Origin of the sequence: Microbacterium maritypicum MF109 (genome assembly GCF_000455825.1) — a bacterium.
In the GTDB taxonomy this organism is placed as follows: Bacteria; Actinomycetota; Actinomycetes; order Actinomycetales; family Microbacteriaceae; genus Microbacterium; species Microbacterium maritypicum_A.
The window spans coordinates 21,278-47,962 of record NZ_ATAO01000179.1; the positions used below are offsets into that span (position 1 = coordinate 21,278).

The 26,685-nt window shown below is 70.0% G+C and carries 25 protein-coding genes and 1 tRNA gene; 17 read left to right on the forward strand and 9 right to left on the reverse strand.

The genetic code is table 11. The annotated features are described in order from the left end of the window. Window positions 1-13 precede the first annotated feature (13 nt). From L687_RS30120 to L687_RS30140, 5 genes are read right to left on the reverse strand one after another with little or no spacing between them, the layout of a single operon-like run. Window positions 14-1,243, reverse strand: a complete 1,230-nt coding sequence (locus L687_RS30120) for an APC family permease (RefSeq protein WP_021199516.1) — start codon at window positions 1,241-1,243, stop codon at window positions 14-16. A gap of 4 nt (window positions 1,244-1,247) precedes the next feature. Further along, complete coding sequence (locus L687_RS30125; protein WP_021199517.1) at window positions 1,248-2,981, reverse strand: CocE/NonD family hydrolase; 1,734 nt, start codon at window positions 2,979-2,981, stop codon at window positions 1,248-1,250. Next, entirely contained in the window at window positions 2,978-4,276 is a 1,299-nt protein-coding gene (locus L687_RS30130; RefSeq protein WP_031207206.1) for an MFS transporter, read from the reverse strand. The genes L687_RS30125 and L687_RS30130 overlap by 4 nt, the downstream gene beginning before the upstream one ends. A 35-nt stretch (window positions 4,277-4,311) precedes the next feature. Next, on the reverse strand, window positions 4,312-5,328 hold the full coding sequence (locus L687_RS41555) for an alpha/beta hydrolase fold domain-containing protein (RefSeq protein WP_021199519.1): 1,017 nt from the start codon (window positions 5,326-5,328) through the stop codon (window positions 4,312-4,314). Further along, a complete protein-coding gene (locus tag L687_RS30140; RefSeq protein WP_021199520.1) occupies window positions 5,325-6,335 on the reverse strand; it encodes an alpha/beta hydrolase in 1,011 nt (336 codons plus the stop codon). The genes L687_RS41555 and L687_RS30140 overlap by 4 nt, the downstream gene beginning before the upstream one ends. Before the next feature lie 104 nt (window positions 6,336-6,439). Here L687_RS30140 and L687_RS30145 point away from each other — a divergent pair, with 104 nt between their 5' ends. After that, window positions 6,440-7,444 carry a LacI family DNA-binding transcriptional regulator gene (locus tag L687_RS30145; protein WP_031207208.1) on the forward strand — a complete coding sequence of 335 codons (1,005 nt, stop codon included), beginning with the start codon at window positions 6,440-6,442 and terminating at the stop codon, window positions 7,442-7,444. On the opposite strand, the gene L687_RS30150 is transcribed toward L687_RS30145, so the two are convergent. Beyond that, the gene (locus L687_RS30150; protein ID WP_021199522.1) at window positions 7,425-7,895 is read right to left on the reverse strand and encodes a PaaI family thioesterase; all 471 of its coding nucleotides are present in this window, start codon (window positions 7,893-7,895) and stop codon (window positions 7,425-7,427) included. The genes L687_RS30145 and L687_RS30150 overlap by 20 nt on opposite strands. A 109-nt stretch (window positions 7,896-8,004) precedes the next feature. Here L687_RS30150 and L687_RS30155 point away from each other — a divergent pair, with 109 nt between their 5' ends. The 11 genes from L687_RS30155 (at window position 8,005) to L687_RS30200 (ending at window position 18,554) form a co-directional block, all read left to right on the forward strand. Further along, window positions 8,005-8,433: a GntR family transcriptional regulator gene (locus tag L687_RS30155; protein WP_021199523.1), complete on the forward strand. Its 429-nt coding sequence runs from the start codon at window positions 8,005-8,007 to the stop codon at window positions 8,431-8,433. Further along, complete coding sequence (locus tag L687_RS30160) at window positions 8,430-9,500, forward strand: DUF1648 domain-containing protein (protein ID WP_021199524.1); 1,071 nt, start codon at window positions 8,430-8,432, stop codon at window positions 9,498-9,500. Before L687_RS30155 ends, L687_RS30160 begins: the two co-directional genes overlap by 4 nt. Next, entirely contained in the window at window positions 9,497-10,447 is a 951-nt protein-coding gene (locus L687_RS30165; protein WP_021199525.1) for a CPBP family intramembrane glutamic endopeptidase, read from the forward strand. Before L687_RS30160 ends, L687_RS30165 begins: the two co-directional genes overlap by 4 nt. A gap of 31 nt (window positions 10,448-10,478) precedes the next feature. Then, the gene (locus tag L687_RS30170; RefSeq protein ID WP_021199526.1) at window positions 10,479-11,138 is read left to right on the forward strand and encodes an O-methyltransferase; all 660 of its coding nucleotides are present in this window, start codon (window positions 10,479-10,481) and stop codon (window positions 11,136-11,138) included. A gap of 132 nt (window positions 11,139-11,270) precedes the next feature. Then, window positions 11,271-12,551, forward strand: a complete 1,281-nt coding sequence (eno, locus tag L687_RS30175; protein WP_021199527.1) for a phosphopyruvate hydratase — start codon at window positions 11,271-11,273, stop codon at window positions 12,549-12,551. A gap of 75 nt (window positions 12,552-12,626) precedes the next feature. After that, window positions 12,627-13,202 (forward strand): FtsB family cell division protein, encoded by a 576-nt coding sequence (locus L687_RS0121530; protein ID WP_021199528.1) that lies wholly within the window; start codon window positions 12,627-12,629, stop codon window positions 13,200-13,202. A 47-nt stretch (window positions 13,203-13,249) separates the two neighbouring features. Further along, window positions 13,250-13,792 (forward strand): DUF501 domain-containing protein, encoded by a 543-nt coding sequence (locus L687_RS30180; protein ID WP_021199529.1) that lies wholly within the window; start codon window positions 13,250-13,252, stop codon window positions 13,790-13,792. Continuing rightward, entirely contained in the window at window positions 13,789-15,096 is a 1,308-nt protein-coding gene (locus L687_RS30185) for a S8 family serine peptidase (protein ID WP_021199530.1), read from the forward strand. Before L687_RS30180 ends, L687_RS30185 begins: the two co-directional genes overlap by 4 nt. A gap of 25 nt (window positions 15,097-15,121) precedes the next feature. Next, window positions 15,122-16,648 (forward strand): NAD(P)/FAD-dependent oxidoreductase, encoded by a 1,527-nt coding sequence (locus L687_RS30190; RefSeq protein WP_040569697.1) that lies wholly within the window; start codon window positions 15,122-15,124, stop codon window positions 16,646-16,648. 625 nt (window positions 16,649-17,273) lie between these two features. Continuing rightward, entirely contained in the window at window positions 17,274-17,882 is a 609-nt protein-coding gene (locus tag L687_RS43105) for a hypothetical protein (RefSeq protein WP_235045223.1), read from the forward strand. A gap of 6 nt (window positions 17,883-17,888) precedes the next feature. Next, window positions 17,889-18,554 carry a DedA family protein gene (locus L687_RS30200; RefSeq protein WP_021199533.1) on the forward strand — a complete coding sequence of 222 codons (666 nt, stop codon included), beginning with the start codon at window positions 17,889-17,891 and terminating at the stop codon, window positions 18,552-18,554. A gap of 23 nt (window positions 18,555-18,577) precedes the next feature. Here the strand turns inward: L687_RS30200 and L687_RS30205 are convergent. Further along, window positions 18,578-18,650: transfer RNA gene (locus tag L687_RS30205), tRNA-Leu, on the reverse strand. A gap of 86 nt (window positions 18,651-18,736) precedes the next feature. Between L687_RS30205 and L687_RS30210 the strand changes: the two genes are divergently transcribed. The 3 genes from L687_RS30210 (at window position 18,737) to L687_RS30220 (ending at window position 21,949) form a co-directional block, all read left to right on the forward strand. Continuing rightward, window positions 18,737-19,984 carry an alanine racemase gene (locus tag L687_RS30210; protein ID WP_021199534.1) on the forward strand — a complete coding sequence of 416 codons (1,248 nt, stop codon included), beginning with the start codon at window positions 18,737-18,739 and terminating at the stop codon, window positions 19,982-19,984. After that, entirely contained in the window at window positions 19,981-21,294 is a 1,314-nt protein-coding gene (locus L687_RS30215; protein ID WP_021199535.1) for a D-arabinono-1,4-lactone oxidase, read from the forward strand. The genes L687_RS30210 and L687_RS30215 overlap by 4 nt, the downstream gene beginning before the upstream one ends. An 88-nt stretch (window positions 21,295-21,382) precedes the next feature. Then, the gene (locus tag L687_RS30220; protein ID WP_021199536.1) at window positions 21,383-21,949 is read left to right on the forward strand and encodes a LemA family protein; all 567 of its coding nucleotides are present in this window, start codon (window positions 21,383-21,385) and stop codon (window positions 21,947-21,949) included. A 25-nt stretch (window positions 21,950-21,974) separates the two neighbouring features. On the opposite strand, the gene L687_RS30225 is transcribed toward L687_RS30220, so the two are convergent. Beyond that, on the reverse strand, window positions 21,975-22,880 hold the full coding sequence (locus L687_RS30225; RefSeq protein WP_021199537.1) for a hypothetical protein: 906 nt from the start codon (window positions 22,878-22,880) through the stop codon (window positions 21,975-21,977). Beyond that, window positions 22,877-24,130, reverse strand: a complete 1,254-nt coding sequence (locus tag L687_RS30230) for a winged helix-turn-helix domain-containing protein (RefSeq protein ID WP_021199538.1) — start codon at window positions 24,128-24,130, stop codon at window positions 22,877-22,879. Before L687_RS30230 ends, L687_RS30225 begins: the two co-directional genes overlap by 4 nt. Before the next feature lie 88 nt (window positions 24,131-24,218). On the opposite strand from L687_RS30230, the gene L687_RS30235 reads away from it, so the two are divergent. Together L687_RS30235 and ilvA are read left to right on the forward strand one after the other, a co-directional pair. Beyond that, complete coding sequence (locus tag L687_RS30235; RefSeq protein WP_021199539.1) at window positions 24,219-25,415, forward strand: AI-2E family transporter; 1,197 nt, start codon at window positions 24,219-24,221, stop codon at window positions 25,413-25,415. Then, window positions 25,412-26,641 (forward strand): threonine ammonia-lyase, encoded by a 1,230-nt coding sequence (gene ilvA, locus L687_RS30240; RefSeq protein ID WP_021199540.1) that lies wholly within the window; start codon window positions 25,412-25,414, stop codon window positions 26,639-26,641. Before L687_RS30235 ends, ilvA begins: the two co-directional genes overlap by 4 nt. Window positions 26,642-26,685 lie beyond the last annotated feature (44 nt).

The window sequence follows — 26,685 nt, forward strand, 5'->3', positions numbered from 1 at the left end:
GCGCCCGAGGAGTTCAGGCCCGTGTGAGCCGCAGACGCAGCAGGCGGTATCCGATGCCGAGCAGCACGACGGCGGTGCCGATGATCGACGCGAACACGGGCAGGGTGTTCACCAGGACCAGACATCCGAGGGCACCGAGAACCTGCAGCGCTCGCGGGTAGCGTCGCGCACGCCCGCGCTGCCGGAAGGCCGCGGCGTTCGCGATGAGGTAGTAGAGGAGGACACCGAAGGAGGAGAAGCCGATGGCACCGCGCAGGTCGGCGACGAGCACGATGGCGATCACGATGAGGGCGATGGTGATCTCGGCACGCTGCGGAACCTGGTGGTTCCGGTCGATCTTCGCGAGGAACCGCGGAACATCGCCCTCGCGGGCCATCGCCAGGGTCGTGCGGCCGATTCCGGTCAGCAGCGCCAGGAGCGCGCCGAGCGAGGCGGCAGCCGCGGCCACGCGGAGCACCGGAATCCACACCGATGCACCGGCTGCGGCGAGCAGATCGACCAGCGGCGCCGTCGCCCCGATCGCTTCGGCACCGAGCACGAGCACGACGACCGACCCGACCAGTGCGTACACGACGACGGCGCCGCCCAGGGCGAACACGATCGCACGGGGGATCGTGCGGGCGGGGTCGACGACCTCTTCGCCCATCGTCGCGATGCGCGCGTATCCGGCGAACGCGAAGAACAGCAGCCCGGCTCCCTGGAGCACCCCGTAGACCGTCGCCTCGGGCAGCGGAGGAGGAGCGGCCGTCGGGGCGGCTGCTATACCGAATCCGACCGCGACCGCGAGCCCGAGCAGCGAGCACGCCACGAGGATGCGGGTGACCAGTGCTGTGCGGGTCACACCGAAGCAGTTCACGACGGCGAGAAGCACGACGGCCGAGACGGCGACGGGCACCTGCCAGCCGGCGGGGGCTGCATAGGCGGCGAACGTCATGGCCATGGCTGCGCAGCTCGCGATCTTGCCGATCACGAAGCTCCACCCCGCGATGAAGCCCCACCAGGGGCCGATCTCGGCGCGGGCATAGGCATACGTGCCGCCGGCGACGGGGTGGGCGGCGGCGAGCTGCGCCGACGAGGTGGCGTTGCAGTACGCGACGACGGCGGCGATCGCGAGGGCGATGAGGATCCCGCTCCCGGCGACCCCGATCGCGGGTGCCCACACCGCGAAGACGCCGGCGCCGATCATCGATCCGAGGCCGATGGCGACGGCATCCGCGAGTGTCAGGCGACGGGCGAGGGGCATCCCGTCATCGTGGCACGCGGCGGTGAACGGCGGGTGACGCCGCCCCCGCGTGCGCCCCAGCCGTCACTGCGGCGGGCAGGGTGAGGGTGGCGGGATCGGAGCCTCCCACACGCACGGTCTGCTCGCTGGCGATCAGGCGCGAGTGATCGCGCACCGGATCATCGGTGCCGGAGTTGCGCAGATGCAGCGGGTGGGCGCCGGACGACACCTGCACGCGCAGACGCGACCCTGCGGCGAAGCGGTGGGCAAGGGGCGCGAGTTCGAGCCGGATACGGCCGGTGTCGTCGGTGCCGGTGTCGTCGGTGCCGGTGACGTCGGTGCCGGTGTCCTCGGTGCCGGTTTCGTCGGGCGAGAGACGTCGATACCCGTCGGTGACCGCTCGGGAGACGCCCCTGGAGTCGACCTCGCAGAGACGCACGAACAGGTCGGCTCGAGGATTCGACGATGCGAGACGCAGGGCGATCTCGGGCACTCCGATGACGATCAGGTCTTCCGGAAGCGGATCACCGGTGAACACGAGGACATCGTCCCGGCGTTCGCGGGTGCTTTGTCTGCGTCGCCCTGCGGAGAAGGGATTGAGCGTGCGTCCGCCCCCGTCCGGCGTCGGGTCCGCCGGGTCGTAGCGGTATGTCAGCTCGGCGGTGGGGTGCTCGACACCGCTTCGGTCGAGTCGTCCGTCGGCGGTGAGGGCCATCGACATCGCCGAATGCGGCGGGGGCCAGATCTCCAGCTCCCGCGGGCCACCTCCTCCGGTCACGTCGAGGCGTACGCCCTCCGCGGCGGCGTCCGCGCGGAAGGAGCGCAGTACCTCGCGGGCGCCGATCACCGTGATCTCGGGGGCACCGTGCACCCAGTCGCCGATGATGAGGCGCACCGGGCGCCCCGCATCGCGGAGTGCGGCGTAGTCCGCCAGCTGACCGACCAGGAACAGGTCCTGCCATCCGGCCACGAGAGTGACCGGCGGGATGCTCTCGATGTCCTGTGCGAAGTGCATCGGCTCCCACCAGGGGTCGCCTTCGTCGCTGTGCTCGACCCAGTCGCGGAAGAACTGCGGGTCCGCGCCACGTGCCACGCGCACCGCGTCTGCAGGCGGGATCGCGAGCGCACCCCGACGGAAGGCGCGGCGGGCGCGCAGCAGTGCCCACGCCTTCGACGGCAGCGACCGCTCCTGGATGTCCAGCGCGTACGCCCACGTGAGCGGCGTGTCGATCGAGAATCCGCCGCCCGGGTAGAGGATCGCGTCGTCGAACCGCCGCGCCGAGATCGCGATGCCCAGGGCGTCCGGACGCACGTCGCCGTCGCAGTAGGCCCACTGGGTCACGCCGAAGTAGCTTCCGCCCCAGGAGTGCACGCGTCCTGTCGCCCACGGCTGCGCGCGCAACCACCGCATCGTCGCCTGTCCGTCGGAGACCTCGTCGTGCAGCGGGTCGAACACTCCTCCCGACCCGAATGTGCCCCGGCAGCTCTGCACCACGACATGGTGCCCGCGTTCGGCGAGGAACAGGGCCACCCCGGCGATGCCGTCACGCCCGTACGGGGTGCGGATCAGCACGGTGTGCCCGTCGGATCCCTCCGCATGCCAGTGGTCGGTGAGGAGTGCGGCTCCGTCGTCCGCCGAGACCGGGATGTCGGCCGTGCGCGTGACCTTCCGATGCGTCTGCGGGGGCATGTCGACGGATCGGGAGAGGCGTCGGTACTCACGGCGGGCTGTGCCGCCGAGACGGGGAGCATCGGTCATCGCACGCCCTTCACTCTGGTGACCGCGAATGCGGCGATCACGGCCATCACGACCGCGCCGATGTAGAGGGCCGCGAAGTTCTCACCTGTCGGCGAGCCTATGCGGGTGGCGAAGAATCCGAAAACGGGCACGAGGATGCCCGGCAGCAGATAGGCGAGGGCCACGATGCCGAGATCCTTGCCGGCGTCATCCACGGAGGGGAGGCACTCCGTCATCAGGGCGACATCGGCCGCGATGTAGGCGCCTTGACCGGCCCCGACGACCGCGATCCCGACGAGGAAGAACGCGATGTCACCGAAGGAGATCGCCAGTATCAGGCCTCCCGCGCTGGCGAGTGCGCCGATGACGACGCTCGGCTTGCGGCGGCCCGTGCGATCGGAGATCACCCCGAACACGAATGCCATCACCAGGTTCATGAGCGTGAAGGCCGCCGTGGCCTGCGTCTGCACCGCGGCGATCTCCGTCGGGTCGTCGATGCCGAAGCGGCCCGAGATCGTCAGGTAGAGGTAGCTCGTGACCGACACGATCGATGCGGTCATGAAGAAGCGGCACAGCCAGGCCCAGGCGAAGTCGGGGTAGCGGCGGGGGCTCAGCCAGAACGTCGCCAGAACGGCGTTCCAGTCCATCGGGTCGGCGGGCTGCCGGCGACGGATGTCCTTCAGCGTGAAGAACAGCATCAGTGCCAGGAGCACGGAGAACCCGCCGGGGATCAGGAACATGCCGACCTGGCCGATCGGGGCGACCACTCCGGCGAGCGACACTCCGCCGAGGATCCCGATCGCGGTGGCGGCCCCCGTGACGGCCGACATGATGGCGCGGATGCTGCGGCGGATCTGGTCGGCGAACAGCGTGTGGACCGTCATCGACACGGCGCCCCAGCCGACCAGGACCAGGATGGTGCCGGCTCCGAGCGCGAGGAGGGAGGGGGCGGTCGCCTGCACGACGTATCCGGCCAGGGCGATCAGCGAGCCGGAGAGGATCCAGGGGCGGCGGATGCCGAGGCGGGACATCGATCGATCGCTCAGACGACCGAAGATCGGCGTCGTGATGAGGATGGCGGCGCCGCCGAGCGTGAGGATGATGCTGAGGTCGCCCGTCGCCTGGTCGGGGTCCCACTCCTTGAGGAGCTGGGGGATCGCGACGCTGGCGACGCCCTGGGCGATGCCGGATCCGAGCCACGCGAGCACGAAGGCGATCCAGAACCAGCGTGTCTGGCGCTGACCGGGGATCGCGTCGGTGGTGAGTGGCGGAGCGGGGTCTGCGGGGAAGACAGGATCGACTGCGTGGGTGGACATCATCGTCTCCGGATCTCGGTCGGGGTGGGGAAGGGTCACAGGTGCGCTCCCGTGGTCGTCACTGCATCCGCGGGGGAGTGACCGGCGGAGCGGTAGGCATCGGCGAGTTCCCGGACGAAGACGTCGCGCCACTGGCGTGCCCTCTCCCACCGGCCGGTCAGGCCGGGGGAGGCATGGTCGTGGCCGGCGCCGATGCGCAGGACCACGGGGACTCCGGCCTCGCGCAGCGCGTCGGCGTACGCCATCGCGCCGTCCAGGAGGGGATCGAATTCGGCGGCGAGGATCAGGGCGGGAGCGAGGTCGCGGTGGTCTGGCGCGTCCAGCGGAGAAGCGTCGGCGAGGGGAGCGCCGGCGCGATAGACCTCGGCGAGGTGCATGGCCGCCTCCCAGTCCGCGGCGGCGAGGCGGCGGGGCATCGATGCGCCGACGAGGCGCAGCGCGGCCGGAAGCACTTCGAGCGCCTGGTGGTGCAGAGATGTTCCGGCGTCGCGCTCGCGCAGCGCGGCGGAGGCTGCGATGGTCGCGCCGGCGGAGTTGCCGCCCACGCCCAGCCGATCCGCATCGATCGCGAGCTCGTCGGCACGTTCGCGCAGATCCGCCAAGGCCGCGACGGCGTCGTCGACCGGAGCGGGGAACGGGTGCTCGGGCGCCAGCCGGTATTCGAGCGAAATGATCTGGACGCCGGAGCGCAGTGCGCGATCCGCACAGAGCCGATCGTTGAGCGACTCGTCGATCGTGCCGCCGGTCCAACCGCCGCCGTGCAGCCACAGCATCGTGGGGAGGGCGCCCGGCGCGGCTGCGGTGCGGAACCGTCGGGCGCGCAGCGGACTTTCCCCTCCCGCCACCGTCAGATCGTCGATCTCCACGCCCGAGGGGACCGGCGCGGTGAACTCGGAGGCCAGGAGGTCGCTCAGCTCCCGCTGCGCCCGGCGACGCGCACCCATGGCGGGCGACTCCAGCTCGGGGAGGGTCGCGGAGAGCTCGCGGATGCGCTGGATCCACTCCAGGATCGCCGGACTCAGCGGCGGCTCGTGCTGCTCCTGGTCGCTCATGACGGCGTCCTTCCATGGAGGGTGCGCAGCTCGGAGACGACCAGGCGATGCGCGGCATCCGCTGCGGGCACGAATCCGGTCGAACCGAGCGAGCCGTGCGTCTGTCCGATGAAGCGCATCGCGGTCACCGGGACCCCGGAGGCGGAGAGCGCTCGGGCATAGGCTTCTCCGTCGCCGCGCAGGGGGTCGAGCTCGGAGGTGAGGATCACGGCGGGCGGAAGCCCCTCGTGCGATGCGGCCCGCAACGGGGACGCATACGGGAGGCGAGCGGCCGCGGCATCCTCGCCGACATACTGCCGGACCAGGGTGCGGCCGACCGCGCGCACGATGACTCCCGGCATCCGCGCATCGATGCCGGCCATATCGGCATGACCCATGGTCAGGTCGAGTGCGGGGTTCTCCAGCAGCTGCAGGGCGATCGGATGCGCCGAGCGATCGCGGTTCATCAACGTCACGGCTGCGGCGAGGTCGCCTCCCGATGAGGCCCCACCCACGGCGAGGCGGTCCGGCGATGTCCCCAGCTCCGTCGCGTGGGTGTGCGTCCACTCGAAAGCCGCCCAGCACTGCTCCGGTTGGGTCGGGAACTGCTGCTCCGGGGCGTGGGCGTAGTCGGCGGCGACGATCACGATCCCCGCATCCCGCGCTCGGGCTCGGAACCGCGCGTCCCACGAGACCCAGTCGATCCCGGCGATCGTGAATCCGCCGCCGTAGAAGTACACCAGCGCGGGGAGGCCCGAGCCGGGTGGCGTGCGCTCCTCGCCGGGCCAGTAGACGCGCACGCGTACGTCGGGGTGCCCGTCGACCGGAACGATGTGCTCCTCGGCGGCGGTGGGGAGCGGCGTGATCCCGAGCGCGGCGCTCACGGTGTCGTCGTTCCTGGCAGCGACCCGGCGTCGTCCTGCGGGGTCTGCGGGTTCCTCCTCGAGCAGAGGCGCGACCCGCTCCTCCCACGCCGCCACGGCGCTGTCGAGGGTCGGGCGCCGGAATCGGGACCGCGGTGTCGGCATCGGGCATCTCCTTCGACGGTTCCGCACCGGTGGGTTCCGACCGGGGCGGGTTCCGACCTAGTCTGAGGAATCGAAGAACTTCGATGAAGAAGGGAGGTCCGAGCATGCGCGCACGACCGGGGCGGGTCACCATCTACGACGTCGCGGAGCGCGCGGGAGTGAGCATCTCCACCGTGTCGCTGGCGGTGAGTGCGCCGCACAGGGTGCGACCCGAGACCCGCGAACGCATCGTCGCCGCGGCCACCGCGCTCGGGTATCGGATGACGCAGGGGCGACGCGTGGGGGCCGCGCGCATCGCGGTCGCTGCACCGTTCACGACCTACCCCTCGTACCTGCGTCGCCTGTCCGGGATGCTCCGCAGGGCCAGGGATGCGGCGGTCGACATCATCCCCTACGACCTCGATTCGGCGGCGGCCGCCGATGAGCCGCTGCTCGACGTGCTGCCCACGCGCACGGACGCCACCGGCCTCGTGGTGATGGGGGTTCCGCTCGGCGGCGCGGCGCGACGGGCGAGCAGGGCCGCGCGCATCCCGGTGGTCTACGTCGACGTGGTGCCGACGCGGTCGGACGTGGGAGGTCCGGTCGTCCTCGTCGACGACCGTGACGGCGGTGCGCAGATCGGCCGCCACCTCGCCGGCCTCGGACATCGTCGTGTCCTGTTCGTGCATGAGCCGCAGCGCTCGCCGGCCTACGTGTCGGCCGGGATGCTCCGTATCGAAGGGCTCACGCAGCACCTGGCGATGACCGACCTGGCGGTCGCTGATCCCTCCGCGGTCGACGGCCGGGTGATCGCTGCGGCCCGCGCCGCGGGTGCGACGGCGATCGTCGCGAACCACGACCAGTTCGCCGCCGCGGTGCTGTCGGCGTTGCGCGCGGATCCCGGCACCGCTCCGCTCGCGGTCGTCGGCTACGACGACGGCGAGGTCGCTGCGGCGCTCGACCTCACGACCGTGCGGCAGCCGTTCGAGGAGAGCGGTCGCACGGCTCTGGAGCTCGTCCTCGGACTGGTGTCGGGCGCATCGACCGCGCACGACACCGTGCGCCTCGCCCCCACCCTGATCGCGAGGGCGTCGACGCTCGCCGGCGGGATCAGCCCCGCGAAGCGGTGACGCGCTTCTTCTCCCGGATGTAGACCTCGCGGCGCACCTTCGCGACGACGTCGCCCTCACGGTCGGTGATGACGGTCTCGAACCACTCGAGCACCTTGGCTCCGCCGCGTGCACGCTCGCGGATCTCCTCCGCCTTCTCCTTCGACACCTCGAACTCGGCGGTGAGCACGCCTCGGCCGGGCTTGAGGAACTCGATCTCGCCGCGGGTGTCCCACACGACGTGGTCGCGTCCGAGCTGGTGCATGACCAGCATGAAGAAGTACGGGTCGGTCATCGCCGACATCGAGCCGCCGAACGCGGTCTTGACGTAGTTGCGGGTGAAGACGTTGACGTGCAGCTCGACGGTCGCGTGCGTCCAGTCCTCGCTGAAGCGGCGGATGCGGATGCCGCTGAAGAGGTTGGGGATCCACAGGCTCATGCCGATCGCGAGACGGCGGGGAGTGATGCGCATGAAGGCCAGTGTGCGGCACCAGGGCGGAAGCGACGAAGACGTCTGGAGGGTTGGCACAGTTATTATAGTTCGCATAGAATAAGTAGCGATGATAGGAGAGGAGGGCCGGATGCTCATCCGCGTCGATCCCGACAGCCCCCGCGCGCTCTACGACCAGGTGGCGGCCTCCATCCGCTCCGACATCCTCACCGGGGTCCTCGCGCCCGGCGATCGCCTTCCCGCGGCCCGCGACGTCGCCGAAGCGCTCGACATCAACCAGCACACCGTCCTGCACGCCTACCAGCGGCTGCGCGATGAGGGGTTGGTCGATCTGCGTCGCGGGAGGGGAGCGGTCATCGCGGCCTCGGCTGCGCCCCTCGCCGAACTCGCTCACGACATCGACGAGCTGGTGCGCCGTGCCGCAGCCCTCGGCGTCTCCGCCGACACGCTCGCCGGCATCGTTCATGCGCACCGTGACGCCCGATCCGATCTCGACCGTTCTGATCTCCCCCGTTCCGATCCCGACCGCCCCGACAGCCGCGAGGAGGACTCGCCATGACCATCCACGACCTCACCCGCACGCCGCCTGCGCTGCTGCGACGCGCTCGGCTGACCTTCTTCGTCGTCGCGGTGATCCTGCCGATCGTGATCACCGCCGTCGCCGTCGTGATCCTGCTCGCCTGGCTGCCCACGCTGCCGCCACAGGTGGCGACCCATTGGGGTGTGAGCGGCGCCGACCGGTTCGGCCCGCCGTCCGTGTATCTCTGGATCCTCGTCGGGGTCGGGCTCGGCTTGCCGGCGCTGATGGCGATCGTCACCCTCGCGTCCGTCGGTGCGCACTGGGGCGGGGCGGCCCGGCTGATGGGCGCACTCTCCGCGGGGATGTCCGCCTTCGCGGCCGTGATGAGCCTCGGATCCCTCGCGATCCAGCGTGAGCTCGCCGACCCCGCGGAATCGCCCGGCATCGGGGGCACCATGGCACTCGCGTTCGCCGCACTCCTTCTGGTCGGCGGCATCGCCTGGGCCGTGCAGCCGCGCGTGCGGCCGGAGCAGGGGCGCACGCTCGAACCCCGCTACTCGGTGCACGTCGCGAAGGGCGAACGCGTCGTGTGGGTCGCCACGACGACGATGCCGCGCGGCGCGCTCGCCTTCCTGCTGTTCGTGCTCCTCGGTCTCGTCGCGCTCGCCGCGTACATGCTCGGCACCGGCGTCGAGGGTGGCTGGATCGTCGCGCTGGTCGTGGTCGTCGTGGGCTTCGCCCTCGCGGCGACCGCCTCGTTCCGCGTCACGGTCACACCGGAGGGCTTCTCTGCTCGTGCCCTGCTGGGCTGGCCGCGCATCCGTGTCCCGCTCGACGAGGTCGAGGCGGCGCGCGCTGTCGACATCTCCCCGTTCGGCGAGTTCGGCGGCTGGGGATGGCGCATCGCCGTCGACGGGCGCACCGGGATCGTCATGCGCCGCGGATCTGCGATCGAGGTCTCCCGACGGGGCCGGCGACCCTTCATCGTCACCATCGACGGCGCGGAAGAAGCCGCGGCGCTGCTCCAGGCCTATGTCGACCGCGCGGGGACCGCGGCCATCGCCTCGACCGATCGATCGACGGACTCCGGAAAGGAGACCTCATGAACGACCAGACCCTGAACCCGCGCCGTGTGCCGTGGACCGCGGTGATCGTCTTCGTGGCGGTCTCCTTCGTCCTCTCCTGGCTGGTCGCCCTGCCCCTGTGGCTGGGCGACGGGCTCGCCGAGCCGAGCTCGGTGTTCCTGCTGCCGGTGATGATGTTCACGCCTGCGGTGGCGGCTCTCATCGTCACTTTCGCGATGCGCGTCCCCGCACCCGGGCAGCGCGCCCGCTTCCTCGGACTGTGGCCGCTGCGCCCCGCGAAGCGCGTGATCTGGCTCATGGTCGCGGGGTGGCTCGTTCCGCCGCTGCTGGTGGGCCTGGGCGTCCTGCTCTCCGCCGCGCTCGGTTTCGTGCAGCTCGACCTGACATTCTCGGCTCTCGCAGCCGAGCTCGAGAAGGCAGTGCCGGCCGGAACGCCACTGCCTCCTGTCCAGGTCGTCGTGTTCGCGCAGCTCGCGATGATCCCCATCGGCGCGCTGTTCAACAGCCTCTTCGCGTTCGGCGAGGAGCTCGGCTGGCGGGGGTGGCTGCTTCCGGCGCTGCGCCCGCTCGGCACCTGGCCGGCTCTGATCCTCAGCGGCGTGATCTGGGGCGTGTGGCACAGCCCGATCATCCTGCTCGGCTACAACTTCGGGCGCACCGACATCACGGGCATCCTGTTCATGATCGGTGGATGCGTGGCCTGGGGCGTCCTGCTCGGCTGGCTGCGGCTGCGGTCCGCATCGGTGTGGCCGGCGGTCATCGCGCACGGATCTCTGAACGCCGCGGCGGGGCTCATCCTCATCGTCGCCGCGACGCAGCCCGACCTGGCGTTGGCGGGACCACTCGGCGTCGCGACCTGGGTCGTCCTCGCGCTCGTCGCGGTGGTGCTGCAGCTGACGGGACAGTTCCGTGCCCAGCCCGAGCTCGCCGACGCGTCGGGGCGGCTGCTCTCGGCACCGCGGCCTTGACGGAGGGCGGCGCCGGGGGTTGGCTGAGGCCATGGAATCCACCCCCGCCGCCTGGTCCGACGCCGACAGCTTCCTCTCCGATCTGCTCGTCGGTCCCGATCCGGCGCTGGAGTCGGCCCTCACTGCGCAGCGGGCCGCCGGCCTCCCGGAGATCGAGGTCGCGCCCGTCGCCGGCAAACTGCTGAACCTGCTGGTCCGCATCAGCGGCGCGCGCCGCGTGCTCGAGATCGGCACGCTCGGCGGCTACTCGACGATCTGGCTCGCCCGCGCCGTCGGCGCCGAAGGACGGGTCGTGACTATCGAGGCGGAATCGGACAACGCGGCGGTCGCCCGTGCCAGCATCGACGCCGCGGGGGTCGGTGATCGCGTCGACATCCGGGTGGGGCGGGGAGCGGACGTGCTGCCGACCCTGGTCGGCGGATTCGATCTGGTGTTCATCGATGCCGACAAGGAGTCGAACACGATCTACCTCGATTGGGCGGCGAAGCTCGGGCACCCCGGCACGGTGATCGTGCTCGACAACATCGGGCGCGAGGGCGAGATCGTCCGCGACGACAGCACCGATCCCAAGGTCGTGGGCACCCGCGACGGACTGCGGATGCTGGGGGAGGATCCGCGCTTCGATGCCACGGCCCTGCAGACCGTGGGCGTGAAGGGATGGGACGGCTTCGCGATCGCCGTGGTCGTCTGACCTTCCGGGGCCTCCCGCCGCGGGCGATTCGCGTCCGGGCGAGTCCCGGAGTCCGTCGGGAGGCCGGGCTAGACTGGGCGCGGATCGACGACGCTCCACACAACGTTTTCCCCCTGAGCAAGGAGCACATCAGTGGCACTGATCGAGGCTGTAGGCGCACGCGAGATTCTCGACTCGCGCGGAAACCCGACCGTCGAGGTGGAGGTCCTCCTCGACGACGGCATCGTGCAGCGGGCGGCCGTTCCGTCCGGCGCATCCACGGGCGCGTTCGAGGCGTACGAGCTCCGCGACGGAGACAAGAGCCGCTACGGCGGCAAGGGCGTGCTGAAGGCCGTCGAGGCCATCATCGATGAGCTCGGACCGGCGATCGAGGGTGTCGAGGCGAGCGAGCAGCGCATCGTCGACGAGATCCTGATCGATGTCGACGGCACCGAGAACAAGAAGCGCGTCGGCGCCAACGCCATCCTCGGCGTGAGCCTCGCCGTGGCCAAGGCCGCCGCGGACTCGGCCGACCTCCCGCTGTTCCGCTACCTCGGCGGCCCGAACGCGCACGTGCTGCCCGTTCCGCTGTTCAACGTCATCAACGGTGGCGAGCACGCCGACAACGGCATCGACATGCAGGAGTTCTTCCTCGCGCCGATCGGCGCGGAGACCTACTCCGAGGCACTCCGGTGGGGCGTCGAGACCTACCACGTGCTGCGCGCCGAGCTGAAGGCCGCCGGCTACGCGACCGGTCTGGGCGACGAGGGCGGCTTCGCTCCCGACCTGCCCAGCAACCGTGAGGGCCTCGACTTCCTGGTGAAGGCGATCGAGAAGGCCGGGTTCACGCCCGGAACCGACATCGCCCTCGGGCTCGACGTCGCCGCGACCGAGTTCTTCAAGGACGGCGTGTACCGTCTCGACAACAAGGACTGGGACGCCGCCGCGCTCACCGAGTACTACGTCGGACTCGTGAACGACTTCCCGATCGTCACGATCGAAGACGCTCTCGCCGAGGACGACTGGGACAACTGGAAGCACCTCACCGACGTCCTGGGCTCCAAGGTCCAGCTGGTCGGCGACGACCTGTTCGTCACCAACCCGCAGCGTCTCGCCGACGGCATCAAGCGTGGCGTCGCCAACTCGCTGCTCGTCAAGGTCAACCAGATCGGCACGCTCACCGAGACGTTCGACGCCGTCAGCCTGGCGCAGCGCTCCGGGTACACGGCGATGCTCTCGCACCGCTCGGGCGAGACCGAGGACACCACGATCGCCGACCTGGTCGTCGCGACCAACGCGGGCCAGATCAAGGCGGGCGCCCCTGCCCGCAGCGAGCGTGTCGCGAAGTACAACCAGCTGCTGCGCATCGAGGAAGAGCTCGGCGACGCCGCGGTCTTCGCCGGCCGCTCGGCGTTCCCGCGCTACCAGGCCTGAACGCACGACACATCGAAGAAGCCGCCGACACGGCGGTGAACACCGCCGCTGAGCCGGCACGACGAAGGAGGAGCCGTGGCACGACGACCGGCTCCTCCTTCGTCGTCTCCGCGAGCGCAGCCGACGCCCTCGCCCACGAAGAAGGGCGCGAAGCCCCGGGCGCAGGCAGCGACGACGTCGTCTCGGCGTGCGTCGAGCGCGTCCCGAGGCGAGGCGCCTCGCGTCGACGTGCGCGAGTGGGCATCCGGCATCCGGCTCTCGGCGTTCTCCGTCATCATGCTCTCTCTCGTGGTGCTGGGAGCCTGGGTGCTCGTGCCCACGCTCGGGACCTTCATCGATCAGCGTCAGAAGATCGCTGCTCTCGAGGCATCGGTGAAGGTGAGCGAAGACCAGATCGAGGCGCTCGTCGCGGAACGCGAGCGTTGGAACGACCCCGCGTACATCGCCACCCAGGCCCGCGAACGCCTCTACTACGTCAAGCCCGGCGAGGTCGTCTACCTGGTCGACAACGACCTCGACCCCGCAGCACTTCCGCGTGAGCAGGACCCCGTGAGCGAGACGCTCGTCGAGACGCCGACGGACTGGATGCCGCAGTTGCTGCGCACCGTGGTCTCGACCGGGCTCAGCGACACGGCCGCCGTCGCTCCCTGAGCATTCGCTCCGAGCATCCTCCCTGGCGGCTCCCCTACGCTGGTGGGGTGACCACGCCGCCGTTCCCCGCCCCCACGCCCGCCGAACTCGCCGTCGTATCGGCTCAGCTCGGTCGTCCCGCCCGAGGCGTGGTGGGCATCGCGGCCCGCTGCGTGTGCGGCAACCCGACGGTCGTCGCGACCACCCCGCGTCTGCCGGACGGCACGCCGTTCCCCACGTTCTACTACCTGACGCACCCGGCGGCGACCGCGGCGATGTCGACGCTCGAGGCCACCCAGGTGATGCCGGAGCTCGCCGCCCTCCTCACCGACGACGAAGACGTGGCCGCGGCCTACCTCGCAGCCCACGAGGCCTATCTCGCCGACCGTGGGCAGTTCGGAGAGGTCTCCGAGATCGACGGCATCTCCGCCGGAGGCATGCCCACGCGTGTCAAGTGCCTGCACGCCCTGGCCGGACATGCCCTGGCTGCGGGCCCCGGGGTCAACCCGATCGGCGACGCCGCACTCGCACGCTCTTCATGGTCGCCCTCGGTCTGCCGCTGCGAAGACCCCGGTGCCGCGGTGCGCGACGGGGCGGCCCCCTCGGCATGACCGCGCGCCGGAAGCTGCGCAGCGCTGCCGCCATCGTGGTGGTCGCGGCGACCGTGCTGCTCATCGGCGCCTCCGCCACGCCGCCGCCGATCCCCGATGACCCCGCAGATCCGATCCGCGCCTCGGAGTACTGGCTCGACGGCGCACGCATCCGCGAGGCCTGGCAGACGACCCGCGGCAAGGGCGTGACGATCGCGGTGATCGACACGGGCATCGGCAAGGTGCCGTCGGTCTTCGGCGACGCGGTCGTCGGGGGCACGGACGTGTCGGGGGCCGGGACTCCGGACGGACGCACCCCGCTGGGCGCGGTCGACGGCAACCACGGATCCTGGGTGGCTTCGCTGGCTGCCGGACGCGGTGCACCGGACGGAACGGGCATGATCGGCGTGGCTCCGGAGGCCAACCTGCTCTCGATCTCCGTGGGTTTCGGTGCGGCCGCGGCGGTGCCGTTCACGGAACAGGTGGCGAAGGGCATGAAGTGGGCCGTCGACAACGGGGCCGACGTCATCAATCTGTCGTTCACCACGAACACGCTCGATTGGGACGAGAGCTGGGACGAGGCGTTCCTGTACGCCTTCGAGCACGACGTGGTGGTGGTCGTCGCCGCCGGCAACCGGGGGAGCGGGACGAACATCATCGGCGCCCCGGCGACCATTCCCGGCGTGCTCACCGTCGGCGGCGTCGACCAGACGGGCACGGCCAGCATCGAGGCGTCGACGCAGGGCATCACGATCGGGATCTCGGCGCCCAGCGAAGGCCTGATCGGTGTCTCGGCCGATGGCTCGGTCGTCCCCTGGCGCGGCACGAGCGGTGCGGCGCCCATCGTCGCCGGAGTCGCGGCGCTGATCCGCTCGGCGCACCCCGACATCAAGGCGATCGACGTCATCAATCGCATCATCAAGACCGCGATTCCGGTCGACGATGCGATCAAGCCCCAGGATCCGCTGTACGGGTACGGGCTGGTGGATGCGGCGGCGGCGATCTCTGCGAACATTCCCGCGGTGAGCGAGAACCCCATGGGAGACCTGGCGGAGTGGATCCGCGTGTTCCGCCGTGCGCAGTCGGAACCGCAGCCGGTGGAGACGAGGACCCCGGTCGCCGTTCCCCCTCTTCCGGCCGCAGACGCGCCGACCGAGGCCGGTTCACCGTTGCTTCCCAGCGCGGATTCACTGCGCTACGGTACCCTGCCGCTCATTGCGCTCACCGTCCCTGGTATCCTGGTAGCGCTTGGCGTCACCGCAGCTGCCCGGCGCATCCGATCGGCGCGCATTTCCGTACGCCACACCCCCGACTCCGAGGAGTAGTTCTTCTGTGCCTCAGAACAGCACTGTGCCCAAGATCCTGATCGTCGGCGGAGGGTACGCGGGTTTCTACACCGCGTGGAAGCTCGAGAAGCACCTGCGCAAGGGCGAAGCCGACGTGACCATGGTCGACCCGCTGCCGTACATGACGTACCAGCCGTTCCTGCCCGAGGTCGCCGCCGGCTCCATCGAGGCGCGACACTCGGTGGTCGCGCACCGTCGTCACCTCAAGCGCACGAACGTCCTCACCGCCAAGGTGACGAACATCAACCACGCGCAGAAGGTCGCGACCATCACGCCGCCCGTGGGCGAGCCGTACGAGTTCGCGTACGACCAGATCGTCGTCACCGCCGGTGCCGTGTCGCGTACCTTCCCGATCCCCGGCATCGCCGACAACGCGATCGGTCTGAAGACGATCGAAGAGGCCGTCGCGATCCGCGACAAGGTCATGTCGAACTTCGACAAGGCCGCCTCCCTCCCGGCCGGGCCTGAGCGCGACCGTCTGCTGACCGTCGTGGTCGTCGGTGGTGGCTTCGCCGGCATCGAGGTGTTCGCCGAGCTGCGTTCGCTGGCGTCCGCGCTGGTGGCCAAGTACCCGCAGATCAGCTTCGACGACACGCACTTCCACCTCATCGAGGCGATGGGCCGCATCATGCCCGAGGTCTCGCTGCAGACCAGCGAGTGGGTGCTCAAGGACCTGGCCAAGCGCGGAGCCAACGTGCACCTCGACACGCAGCTGACCAGCGCCGTCGACGGCAACGTCGAGCTTTCCACCGGTGAGGTCATCCCAACCGACGTCATCGTGTGGACCGCGGGTGTCATGGCCAACCCGACCGTCGTCCGCGGCGGAGACCTGCCGGTCGAGGAGCGCGGTCGCATCCAGACCCGCGCCGACCTGCGCGTCGGAACGCCGGAGGCGTTCGTCGAGGGAGCGTGGGCGGCCGGTGACGTCTCGGCGGTTCCCGACCTCTCCGGTGGTGGAGTCGGCGGCTTCTGCGTGCCGAATGCCCAGCACGCGGTCCGCCAGGCCAAGCTGCTCGCGAAGAACCTCGTCGCGGTCCTCCGGGGAGAGAAGCCCAAGGAGTACTTCCACAAGAACCTCGGTGCCGTCGCCGGCCTCGGCCTCTACAACGGTGTCTTCCAGTCCGGCAAGATCGCCCTCAAGGGTTTCGTGGCCTGGGTCGCGCACCGCGGCTACCACGGTCTCGCGATGCCCACCTGGGAGCGCAAGTTCCGCGTCATCTGGGGCTGGTGGAACAACCTGTGGCTCGGCCGCGACCTGGTGAACCTCGAGACCGTGCAGAACCCGCGCTACGTCTTCGAGGAGTTCGCGGCGCGCCCGCGCCCGGCTGCTCCGGCCGCGCCCGTGGCAGAGGCTGCTCCGGCCGCGAAGGCTGCTCCGCCTGCGAAGAAGTCGGCGGCCAAGGCCGCTCCGGCCGCATCGGCCGAGGTGACGGAGAAGCCGGTCGCGAAGAAGCCCGCAGCGAAGAAGCCCGCAGCGAAGAAGCCCGCCGCCGAGAAGGCCCCCGAGCCGGCCGAGGCTGCCGCCAAGTAGCAGACACGCTCGCACACGAACATCGGCCCCCACGCGCTCCGCGTCGGGGCCGATGTTCGTCTCTGCGGGGCGGCTCCGAGGCCATGCATAGGTACGGCCGGTATCGTCACGCGAGCAAGGGGAGTACTCCCGAATGCGGCGACGTCGTCATTACGAGCACGAGATCGTGCTCCGGCCCGCCGGCCCGTGAGGGTGGAGGAGACCTTGGCACCCGCATCGCGGGCTGCCGAGAGAACCCTGCCGTCGTCCCGGCGTCGTGGATCCGCGGTGGTCCGCACCACGAAAGGGACCACTCATGGGAAAGCTCTCCCGACTGATCGGAATGGCATCCGAAGCACTCGAGAAGAACGCCGGCACGGGGCGCGACCCTCACGCGGGCGACCGATCGCGCTCGCAGGACGGGTCCCGGTCGACGGACTGGGGAGGCATGCTCCGTGGAGCAGTCGACGCGGTCCGCGGTCCTGCCGACCCCGCACGGTCGTCAGGCCAGGACAGGCCTTCGTCGGCCGACCCGTACGCGCCGCCGGCCGCGTCCGGTGGACGACCGCGTCCCGCGAACACGGCACCATCTGCTGCAGACCCGTACGCGCCGCCTCCTCACGGAACCGCGCGGGGCTCACACGCCGTGACCGACGCCGACCGAGCGGCCATCGCCCGCTACGACTACCTCCTCCAGACGGCGGATCCGCAGCGTGTCGAACAGATCCACCGCGAGGCGTTCGCCCGCCTCACACCTGACCAGCGCGCGCAGGTCGAGGCCCGGATGAGGCAGGAGCTCGAACCCGGTGAGCGACCGCGGTCCTCGTCGGCGGACGACCTCGCCCGCGCCGCCGGACGTGCTGAGGCCATGAAGCCGGGCCGGATGCGCGGACTGCTGTCGCGAGCACGTGGAGCCGGTATCGGTGGCGCGGGTGGTGGTGCGGCGGTCGCGGCTGGTGGCGCGGCCGTCGGATTGCTCGGCGTGGTGGCGGGCGGGGCCGTCCTCAGCACCGTGGCGGGGCCCCTGTTGGAGCAGGCCGCGAACATCGGCGTCGACTTCGGCGCGATGGCGGAGGGCATCGACATCGAGTCCCTGGCCGCCGGCATCGACGTCGAGTCGCTCACGGGAGGTGCCGGTGAGCTCCTGGGCTCGGCCGGCGAGACCGTGTCGGGTCTGGGCGATGCGGCGAGCGGGTGGGGCGAGCAACTCGGCAATCTCGGCATCCCCGGTATCGGCGACATCTTCGGGCGCTGATCGCGGATGGTCCTCACTGCTGCCGCCGATCATGGCTTCACCGGGCTCACCGGATTCGCGGCCGACGTCCTCACCGCACTCGGGGATGTCGGGGTGGGTGTGCTGGTCTTCCTCGAAGTCCTGGTGCCCCCCATCCCGAGCGAGGTCATCCTGCCGTTCGCGGGGTACCTCAGCCAGAGCGGCGCCCTGAACCTGGGGTGGTTGATCTTCTGGAGCACTCTCGCGTCCCTGCTGGGCGCTTTGCTGCTGTACGGACTCGGTGCCGCGATCGGCATGGATCGGGCCGTGCGCATGCTGGCGGCCACTCGGCTGGTGAGCCGGTCCGACCTCGAGCGGGGAGGGGACTGGTTCGTGCGCAGCGGCGGTTGGACCGTGCTGGTCGGGCGGATGGTCCCCGGCGTCCGCAGCCTCATCTCGATCCCGGCGGGCGCATCCCGCATGAACCTCGTGACGTTCAGCATCTACACGGTCATCGGCAGCGGCCTCTGGAACACACTCCTGCTGGGCGTCGGCGCAGCGCTGGGCACGCAGCACGAGCAGTTGGAGCAGTATCTCGGCTATCTCGACTACGTCGTGTACTCGGCGATCGCGATCGCACTCGTCGTCCTGATCGTGCGGAGGATCCGTGAGGCCTCGGGCGAGAAGAAGCGAGCCGTCGACATCGAAGACTGAGAGGGCGGGGCCGAACCCCGGTGTGCCCCCGCTGGGACTCGAACCCAGACTGAAGCGATTTTAAGTCGCCTGCCTCTGCCATTGGGCTACGGGGGCCTCGCCGCCAGCCTATCGCCGTGCCCGCATGCGACGCGGTGCCGCAGGGGGTGATCCCGAGTCCGATGAGGCCTTAGGGTGGGGGAGTGCTCGACCTCATCGACGAACTGAGCCCCGTCCATGGTGCGCCCGCGGTCGCCCCCGAGTGGGAGGACCCGGCCCGCTACTGGCCGCGCCTGTCCGCCGTGACCGGGCATCTCCCCGCCCCGGTCGCGGTGATCGACAGGGAGGCGCTCCGCTACAACGCCATGGACCTTCTGGTGCGGGCCGGCGGGCTGCCGATCCGTGTCGCCTCGAAGTCGGTGCGCGTGCGATCCGTGCTCGATGCCGTGCTCGCGCTGCCCGGGTTCCACGGCATCCTCGCCTTCACGCTGGAGGAAGCGCTCTGGCTCGCCGAGACGCACGACGACATCATGCTCGGCTACCCGACCGTGGATCGCGGAGGACTGGAACGGCTGTTCGCCGACGAGCAGGCCGCGCAGCGCATCACCCTGATGGTCGACGACCTCGTGCATCTCGATCTGATCGACAGCGTCGCCGGCCCGGGGTCGCGACCCGAACTCCGCGTCGCGATCGACGTCGACGCCTCCTGGCGCTCGTCGCTCCTCGGCCACATCGGCGTCCGACGCTCGGCGCTGTTCAGCGCCGGAGAGGTGGCGGCATTCGCTCGCAAGGTGGTCGCGCGGCCAGGGTTCCGGCTCGTCGGACTGCAGATGTATGACGCGCAGATCGCGGGACAGGGCGATGACGCCGGGCCCGATGCGCCGTTGATCCGGATGGTGCAGGCCCGCTCGCGCAATGAGCTGCGGGAACGCCGGGCAGCCATCGTCTCCGCCGTCGGCGCGATCGCTCCGCTGGAGATCCTCAACGGCGGTGGCACCGGATCGCTCGAGTTCACTGGAAGCGACGAGTCCCTCACCGAGGCGAGTGCGGGGAGCGGGCTCCTGGGCGGCCATCTGTTCGACGGGTACCGTTCGTTCCGACCTGCTCCAGCCTCGGCGTTCGCGTTCGACGTGGTGCGGCGCCCGGCCGTCGACATCGCCACCGTGCTCGGCGGAGGCTGGATCGCCTCCGGCCCCGCAGTCGCGTCCCGTCAGCCGCGTCCCGTATGGCCGGAAGGGCTCCACACGCTCTCCCGGGAAGCGGCTGGAGAAGTGCAGACACCGCTCCAGGGGCCGACGGCCACGTCGCTGGGCGTGGGGGACCGGGTCTGGTTCCGTCATGCCAAGAGCGGCGAGCCGGCCGAGCGCATCGAGAGTTACCACCTGGTCTCGGGCGACGAGATCATCGACGAGCTGCCGACCTACCGCGGCGAGGGAAAGGCCTTCCTGTGACGAGAATCGGCGGCACCTGGCAGAACTGGGGCCGCTCGGCCTCGGTCCGACCCGTGCGTGTGGAGCGTCCGCGCAGCCCGGAGGGCGTGCAGCGCGCGGTGATCGCCGCAGTCAAGCACGGGTTGCCGGTGAAGGCCGTCGGCGCCGGTCACAGCTTCACGGGCATCGCGGTGGCCCCGGGCGTCCTGCTCGAACTCGACGACCTGCAGGGCCTCGTCTCCGTGGACACCGCCACCGGGCGGGTGACGTTGCTCGCCGGCACTCGGCTGCACCGCATCCCGGCTCTGCTCGCGCCCTATGGGCTCGCGATGGAGAACCTCGGCGACATCGATCGGCAGTCGATCGCCGGTGCGATATCGACGGGCACGCACGGAACGGGAGCCGGATACGGCGGCCTCGCGACCCAGGTGGTCGGTGTCACGATGGTCACGGCGGCCGGCGAGTTCCTCCGCATTGACGAGGAGCACGAGAATGAGCTCCTGCCCGCCGTGGCGTTGGGCCTCGGCGCGCTCGGCATCGTCGTCGAGGTGACTCTCCAGTGCGTGCCCGCGTTCGTCATGCACGCGATCGACGAGCCGGTGGCCCTGGACGAGGTGCTGGCCAGCCTCGACGAGCGCGTCGCTGCCGCCGATCACTTCGAGTTCTACTGGTTCCCCCACACCGATGTGGCCCTGACCAAGCGCCAGACGCGCATGCCGGAGGCGACGGTCCGCAAGCCGCTCCCGGCGGTCGGGCGATGGATCGATGAGACGCTGCTCTCGAACGGCGTGTATCGCGTGGTGTGCGCGGCGGGCCAGGTCATCCCCGCGATCACTCCACCCTTCAGCCGGCTCGCCGTCAAGCTCACGGGCGATCGCGAATACACCGAGCTGTCGCACCGGGTGCTCATCCAGAGCAGGACCGTGAGATTCCGCGAGATGGAGTACGCGATCCCCGCCGAGAACGCCGTGGCCGCCTTCCAGGCGGTCCGGGCGCTCATCGACCGACGAGGGTGGCGGATCGAGTTCCCGATCGAGGTGCGGTTCGCGGCCGCCGACGACCGCTGGCTGTCGACGGCCCATGGGCGTGCCAGCGCCTACATCGCCGTGCACCGGTACTGGCGAGCCGACCCCACGGAGTACTTCGGTGCCGTCGAAGAGATCATGCACGAATACGGGGGACGCCCGCACTGGGGCAAGCTCCACACGCTGACCGCGGAGACGCTCCGGGAGCGGTACCCGCGGTTCGACGATTTCGTCACGCTGCGCGATCGCCTCGACCCCGAACGTCGATTCGCCAACCGCTATCTTGAACGGGTCCTCGGCAGCTGATCGGTCTGCGGTCGTCGCCGGGCATGCCCAGTCCACGTGCAGGCTGCGCGTCTAGGATGAGAGAAACACGAGGAAGGGTGGGCCTCTGATGGAATGGCTCGTGCCGGTACTGATCGTTGTCGGAGTGATCCTGCTCGTCGGCATCTATCTGTGGGCCACGTACAACTCGCTGGTGCAGCTGAACGTCCGCGTCGATGAGGCGTGGAGCGGAATCACGGTGCAGCTGAAGCGACGAGCCGACCTCATCCCCAACCTGATCGAGACGGTCAAGGGATATGCCTCCCATGAGAAGGCCGTCTTCGAGAACGTGACTCGCGCGCGTGCCGAGACGCTGTCGGCGGGAGGCCCCGGGGAAGCAGGCATCGCCGAGGGACACCTGCAACAGGCTCTGCGCAGCTTGTTCGCGGTCGCCGAGGCGTACCCGCAGCTGCAGGCGAGCACGAACTTCCTCCAGGTGCAGCAGGCACTGGTCGACACCGAGGACAAGATCCAGGCCGCACGCCGTTTCTACAACGGCGGTGTGCGCGAGCTCAACACCAAGATCAAGGTGTTCCCGAACAACCTGTTCGCGAAGGGCTTGGGCTTCTCCGAGCGGGAGTTCTTCGAGGTCGCCGACAGCAGCGCCATCTCCGAGCCACCGCGCGTGCAGTTCTGATGACCTCCGCCTGACCAGACCCCTCTCACCACGGTGAGAGCACGAGACCGTCGGCGGTGAATGAGACATCGCCGCGCAGGCTCCAGGAGTCGGTGCGATACGTGGTGGTGCGAGGTTCGCCGTTCTGGCCGGTCCCGGTGACGGTGGCCACGAGAACTCCACCCTCCGCTGTGAAACCGGCTGGGGACAGCGCGATGGTCGGTGACTCGTCGATCCGATAGCGGATGCCGGTCACATCGCGGAACTCCGTCCCCCAGGGGATTCGGATTCCGCAGCCCTCCGCCTCCGTGGTGGCTGGGGCGGTACAGGTCTCGAGGAGCTCGTCGAGCCTGTCCTGTGCGGCAGCAGTCGCTTCCGGGCGCACGGCGACATCGACCGTCGCCGTGGTCTTCGCGCCGGGCAGCACCGACACCGATCTCTCGCCGTCGAGCAGCGTCGTCGGCGCGACAGCCACGGTGTAGGTCGCAGGCAGCAGCGGAACACCCTTCCCTGCCGGAATGGTCGCGTCGCCGATCGCCACGTCGGAGCCGATGCTCGATTCAATGGTCAGGCTGCCCAGACCCGCGGAGTCGACGATCCAACGGTCCTCCACGACGCCGAGGCTCAGTTGCGCCTCCTGCGACGCGCCGTCGAGGCGGAAGGAGATGTCGACGACGGCGGATGCTCCGTCGGCGTCTTCACGGACGCGCGTGACCTTGGCATCCTCGATCAGTGAGGTCGCGGCGTCGAACGCGTCAAGGGCGGTCCTCGAGACCTTCATCCCGGTGGCTGCCACAGCATCGGGGTCGCCGGATTCCAGGGCGTGCAGGTAGTCGAGTGCCGCCTCCTCGGGAGTGGACGAAGGGGCTGTCGACTGCCAGATCCACAGGCCCGCGGCGGCCAGGACGAGTCCCGCGGCACCGCCGATGAGCCACCAGCGCGCCCTTCTCACGTCCGGCTCTCCCGCGCATGCAGATGACGGCCCACGGCACGGCTGTTCGCCAGCGCTGCATGCAGGGCATCGGTGGCGTCGCCCCAGCCGGAGACCGAGACGTTCTCCAGACCCTGCCACTCCGCCGCGAGGGTGAGCTCTGCCGCGATCGGTTCCGCATCGCCGGGGCGCGCCTGCGGTTCCCACCAGGCGGACTGGACCTGCAGCGTCGACGTCGCGCGGTCGGCCTTGAGGTCGACCCGCGCCACGATGCGGTCGCCGACGAGGACGGGCAAGGAGTAATAGCCGTACCGACGCTTCTCCGCCGGCACATAGATCTCGATGCGGTAGTCGAGTTCGAACGCGCGGAGTGCTCGATCGCGGAACCACACGACGGGGTCGAACGGGGTCAGGATCGCGGCCGCATCGATTCCCCGGGGAAGCACCGCGTCACGATGCCGCCAGGCCGCGAGCGGACGCCCGCCACGTTCCCAGCCGCGCACCTGCACCGGCTGCAACTCGCCCGCATCGGCGAGGTCGGCGATCGAGCGGGCGACGGCCGCCCGGTCGCGGATCCGGTAGTAGTCTGCGAGGTCGGACTGCGTCGCGACACCGCTCGAACGGGCCGCGCGACGCGTCAGCTCGAGAATCGCATCGGCGCGGGAGACCTCCTCCGAGCGGATGCCGTCGGGGATCACATGCGCGGCCAGCGCATACGTGCGCTCGAAACCGCGGCGCCCGCTGATCGCGACGTCGCCGACACGCCACAGGTGCTCGAGGGCGAGCTTCACATCGTCCCAGTCCCACCACGTTCCCCGCTCTCGGGGTGCATCGGCGCGGAGGTCGGCCGGCCGCAGCGGCCCACGCGCGCGCAACTCGTCCTGCACCCACTGCACCGTGCGCGCGTTGCTGCTCATCCAGGAGTCCTCGCCGGCCCACCGCCGACGGAAGTCCTCCATGCGGAACCGCCACAGCGGCCAGTCCTGGATCGGGATGAAGGTCGCCTCGTGCGCGAGGTACTCCACGTAGTGGGTCGTGCGGGAGAGGAAGACGCGGTCGAGGAGAGCGGGTTCATACGCGCCGAGTCGCGAGAACAACGGCAGGTAGTGGGACCGGGCGAACACGTTGACCGAATCGATCTGGAGCACCCCGAGCCGGTCCATGACCCGGTGCACGTGCCGCCCCGTGACCGATGCGGGGCGGGTGCGTGTGAAGCCCTGAGCAGCCAGAGCGATGCGGCGTGCCTGGGTGGAGCTGAGGGTGTCGGTCACACGGCCAGGGTATCTCCGGCCGCCGACATGCCACCCCCCGGAGAAAGGATGCGTCCGACGGCATACGGCATGACCGTAGACTTGGGCGATGAGCGAGGACCAGCGACCCCGGCTGCGAGATCTGTTCCGTCCGCGCCCGGTCTCCACCGACCGCACCGTGACGACCGAGGCCGACGAGGCGGTGCCCCTGCCCCTGCGGATAACGGCGGGATATGCCTGGCGGCTGCTCCTGATCGCCGCCGCGATCGGCGTCTTCATCTGGCTGGTGATGCTGCTCAAGCTCCTCGTCATCCCGCTGATGGTGGGCATCCTCATCACGGCGTTGCTGTGGCCGGCGTTCTCGTGGATGCTGCGACGTGGTCTTCCGCGCTGGCTGGCGATCGCGCTCTCGCTGATCGGCACGGCCGCCATCGTCACCGGATTGATGTGGCTCGTCGTCTGGCAGGTGCGGGCTCAGCTTCCCGACGTGCAGGCGCGCTCGACCGAAGCGTTCGATCAGTTCCAGGTGTGGCTGCACGACGGTCCGCTGAACCTCTCGGACACGCAGATCGCCGACTACCTCCAGCAGGGTCTGGATCTCATCAGCGAGCAGGCGCAGGTCCTCTGGACGGGCGCGCTCGCCATCGGCACGACGGTCGGTCACGTCGCCACGGGCGCCCTGCTCGCGCTGTTCATCCTCATCTGCCTGCTGGCCGATGGTGCGGGGATCTGGCGCTGGACCCTCAAGATCTTCCCGCGTCGCGCCCGCCCGGCCGTCGATGGTGCCGCGCGCAACGGCTGGACCACGATCGTGAACTACGCGCGCACCCAGCTCTTCGTGGCCACCATCGACGCGATCGGCATCGGCCTCGGGGCGTTCCTCCTCCAGGTGCCCCTCGCGCTCCCGGTCGCCGTGCTCGTCTTCCTCGGCTCGTTCATCCCGATCGTGGGTGCGGTGGTGACCGGCGCCGTCGCCGTGTTCCTCGCGCTCGTGTACAACGGTCCGTGGATCGCGCTCTGGATGCTCGTGGTGGTCCTCGCCGTCCAGCAGATCGAGGGGCATATCCTGCAGCCGATCATGATGGGTTCTGCGGTCAAGGTGCACCCGCTCGCCGTCGTCCTCGTGGTGGCGGGTGGCGCGATGATCGCCGGCATCCCCGGCGCCCTCTTCGCTGTGCCGCTGGCGGCCTTCGTCAACGTCGCCGCGGTGACCATCAGCTCGGGCTCCTGGCGCACCGGCGTCGGGCCGAGCGGAGACCTTATCTGGAGCACAGTTCCGCGCGAGCGGAGACGGAGGAATCGATGAGCGCAGTCCCCAGCCTGACCGAGTTCGAGCACGCCGCTCAGAGTCTGGCTGAGGTGATCTCGCACACGCCGACGCTGCCCTCGCGAGCCCTCTCCGACATCCTCGGAGCCCCCGTCCTGCTGAAGATGGAGAATCTCCAGCGCACCGGGTCGTTCAAGATCCGCGGGGCGGCGTACCGGCTGTCGAAGCTGAGCGCCGAGGAGCGCTCGCGCGGCGTGGTCGCCGCGTCCGCGGGCAACCATGCGCAGGGAGTGGCGCTCGCCGCGCAGGAGCTCGGCATCCCCGCCACCATCTTCATGCCGTTGGGCGTTCCCGTGCCGAAGCTGCTCGCCACGCGTGGCTACGGAGCGGAGGTCGTGCTGGAGGGCGAGACGGTGGCGACATCCCTGCGTCTCGCCGCCGAATTCTCGGAGCGTACGGGGGCGGTGCTGATCCACCCGTTCGACCACCGCGACGTGGTGATCGGGCAGGGAACGCTCGGTCTCGAGCTTCTCGAAGATGCACCCGATGTCGACACCGTCGTGCTCGGCATCGGCGGGGGAGGTCTCATCGCCGGCGTCGCCGCGGCGGTGAAGGCACGCGCCGCCGAGCTCGGGCGCACGGTCCGCATCATCGGCGTGCAGGCCGAGAACGCGGCCGCGGTCCCGCCCTCGCTCGAGGCCGGAGAGCCCGTCGACATCGTGACGCGACCGACCATCGCTGACGGCATCCTGGTCGCTCGACCGGGCGCGGTCCCCTTCGACATCATCAAAGAGCTCGTCGACGAGGTTGTCACCGTCTCCGACGATGACCTGGCGAGGGCCATCCTCATCCTGCTCGAGCAGTCGAAGGTCGTGGTGGAGCCCGCCGGTGCGGCCGGTGTGGCGGCGATCCTGGCCGGCAAGGTGTCGGCCATCGGGACCACGATGGCCGTGTTGTCGGGCGGGAACATCGATCCGCTCCTGCTGCAGCGCGTGGTCTCCCACGGACTCGCCGCCTCCGGTCGCTATCTCACGATCCGCATCCCTCTGCCCGACCGTCCCGGCCAGCTGGCCCGCGTGTCGGAGCTCATCGCCGAGGCCGGTGCGAACGTGATCGAGGCGATGCATACCCGCCACGGCCACGGCCTCCAGATCAGCGAGGTCATCCTCGAGCTCAGCGTCGAGACGCGTGGACCTGAGCACTCGGAGCACACGCTCGACACGCTGCGCCGCGCCGGCTTCGAGCCCATCCTCGTCCCCGATTGAGCACACCGATCGATCACGCAGAAGCGCCCCCGCGTCCGACAGGA